Consider the following 3,133-nt stretch of genomic DNA (forward strand, 5'->3'; position numbering starts at 1 on the left):
CCGGCACCGACCACCCGGCGTACGTGATCTACACCTCGGGCTCCACCGGCACCCCCAAGGGCGTCGTCGTCACCCACCGGGGGATCGCCGGATTCACCGCCGCGGCCGTCGAGAACTACGCGCTGCGCCCCGGCGACCGGGTGCTCCAGTTCTCCTCGCCCAGCTTCGACGCCTCCGTCCTGGAACTGTTCGTCTCCGTCCTCACCGGTGCCACCCTGGTGATCCCCCCGGACGGCCCCTGGCTGGGCGAGGAGCTCGCCGCCGTCCTGGACGGGCACCGCATCACCCACACCCTGATCCCGCCCGCCGCCCTGGCCACCGTCCCCGCCGGCGCGGGCCGCCACCTGCGTACCCTGATCGTCGGGGCCGAGGCCTGCTCCGCCGAACTGGTCGACCGCTGGGCGCCCGGCCGACGCATGATCAACTCCTACGGTCCGACCGAGGCCACCATCGTCGCCACCTGGACCGGCCCGCTCACCGCCGGCACCGGTTCACCCACCATCGGCGGCGCCCTGCCGCACGCCCGGGTGTACGTGCTCGACGAGGCCATGCGGCCCCAGCCGCCCGGCACCGACGGCGAGCTGTACCTCGGCGGCGAGGGCGTCGCCCGCGGCTACCTCGGCCGACCCGGCCTGACCGCCGCGCGCTTCGTCGCCGACCCCTTCGGCGCGCCCGGCGCCCGGCTCTACCGCACCGGCGACCGGGCCCGCTGGAGGGCCGACGGGGAACTGGAGTTCCTCGGCCGGCTCGACCGGCAGGTCAAGGTCCGCGGCTTCCGGATCGAACCGGGCGAGATCGAGGCCGCGCTGCGCGCCCACCCCGCCGTCGACCAGGCCGTCGTGACGGTCCGCGAGGACGAGCCCGGCCACACCCGGCTGGTCGGCTACGCCACGCCCGCCGACCCGCGGCACGCCCCCGACCCGGCCGAGCTGCGCACCGCCCTGGCCGCCGCGCTGCCCGCCCACCTGGTGCCCGCCGCCGTCGTCGTGCTGGCCGAGCTCCCGCTCACCCCGCAGCTCAAGATCGACCAGCGGGCGCTGCCCGCGCCCGCCCGGCGGGCCGCCGCCGGGAGCACCGCCCCGCGCACCGAGCGGGAGCGCGCCCTGGCCGCCGTCTGGGCCGAGGCGCTCGGCCACGACGCCGTGGGGGTGGAGGACGACTTCTTCGACCTCGGCGGCGACTCCGTCCTCGCCGCCCGCACCCTGGCCCGGATCACCGAACGCCTCGGCGTCCGGCTCACCCTGCGCGACGTCTTCACCGCCCGCACCGTCGCCGCCCTCGCCCCGCTGCTCGACGCGGTGCCCGCCGCCGCACCGACCGGGCCGATCCCGCCCGCCCCGCGCGGGGAGCCGCTGCCGCTGTCCAGCGCCCAGCGCCGGCTCTGGTTCCTGGACGACCTCGCCCCCGGCGGCACCGGCAACCACACCGGCGTGGCCCTGCGGCTGCACGGCGCCCTCGACCGGGACGCCCTCGACCGGGCCCTGCGGCGGCTCACCGCCCGGCACGACTCGCTGCGCACCACCGTCGCCACCCTCGACGGGCAGCTGGTGCAGCGCGTCGCCGAGCGGGCGGAGCTGCCGCTGCGCACCGAGGACCTCGGCGCCCTGCCCGAGGGGGAGCGCGCCCCGGCGGCCGAACGCCTGCTGGCCGAGGAACTGGAACGGCCCTACGACCTCGCCCGGGGCCCGCTCGCCCGGGTACTGCTGGTCCGGCTCGCCGCCGAGGAGCACCTGCTGCTGCTGGCCCAGCACCACATCGTCACCGACGGCTGGTCGGTGGGCGTCCTCACCCGCGAACTGGCCGCCCTCTACCGGGCGGAGGCCACCGGCGAACCCGACGCCCTGCCCGCCCCCGCCCTCCAGTACCCCGACTTCGCCCACTGGGAGCAGCACCGCCGAACCGGCCACGCACCCGACCTCGCCTACTGGAAGCACACCCTCGCCGACCTGCCGACCCTGCGCCTGCCCACCGACCGCCCCCGGCCCGAGCAGCGCACCACCAACGGCGCGGCGCACCGCCACCGGCTGCCGGCCGACCTGGTCGACCGGCTGCGCCACCTCGCCGCCGGCCGCGGCACCACGGTGTTCACCCTGTTCGCCGGGGCGTGCGCGCTGCTGCTCTCGCGCCACTCCGGCCAGCGGGACGTGGCCTTCGGCACCGTCACCAACGGGCGGGACCGGCGGGAACTGGAGGAGGTGACCGGCTTCTTCGTCAACACCGTGGTGCTGCGCGGCGACGTGGACGAGCGGGCCACCGTCGACGACTTCGTGGCGGGCATGCGCACCACCCTGCTGGACGCCTTCGCCCACGCCGAGGTGCCCTTCGACCGGGTGGTCGAGGAACTGGCCCCGCCCCGCGACCCCGGCCGCACCCCGCTGGTCCAGGTCGTCGTCGTCCAGCAGACCCCCGTCGCCCCGGCGCCCGCCGGGGGCCTGCGCTTCGCCGAGCACCCGCTGCCCCGCCCGGCCGCCCGCTTCGACCTGGTGCTGGAGTTCACCCCCGACGCCGACGGCGGCTGCACGCTGACGGCGGAGTACAACACCGACCTGTTCGACCGTCGGACCGTGACCGCGCTGGCGGACCACCTGCACCGCCTGCTGGCCGGGATGGCGGACGGCCCCCAGCGCACCCTCGCCGAGCTGCCGCTGATCCCCGAGGAGGAGCAGCGGGCGCTGCTCGACGCCTGGAAGCCGGACACCGCGCTGCCCGGGGCGCTCACCGCGTCCGGCCTGCCCGGCTGGACCCGCGGCTACGTCCTCGACCGCGCGATGCGCCCCCAACCCCAGGGTGTGCCGGGCGAGTTGTACCTCGCGGGCGACTTCCCCGAGCAGCCGGAAGGCGCCGCCGGGCAGTTCGTCGCCGACCCGTACGGCGCGCCGGGGGAGCTGCTCCACCGCACCGGTGAGCTGGTGCGGTGGACCGCCGACGGCGAACTGGAGCACCTCGGACGGGTCGAGCAGTGGGCGAAGCCCCGCGGGCTGCGCACCGACCCGGACGAGGTGGCGCGGGCGCTGCGGCGCTGCGTCGGGGTGGCCGAGGCCGCCGCCGTCCTCACCGACGACCCCCGGCGGCTGGTCGGCTACGTGGTGCCCGTCCCCGGCGGCCGGGTCGAGCCCGAGGCGGTGCGCCGCAC

1 protein-coding gene is annotated in these 3,133 nt (G+C 77.4%); it reads left to right on the top strand.

Annotated elements, in window-relative coordinates:
* A partial coding sequence (locus ACIQOV_RS34560; protein ID WP_401054797.1) for an amino acid adenylation domain-containing protein occupies window positions 1–3,133 on the top strand: 3,133 nt, incomplete at both ends.

Origin of the sequence: Kitasatospora sp. NPDC091257 (assembly GCF_044757675.1) — a bacterium.
In the GTDB taxonomy this organism is placed as follows: Bacteria; Actinomycetota; Actinomycetes; order Streptomycetales; family Streptomycetaceae; genus Kitasatospora; species Kitasatospora lactacystinica.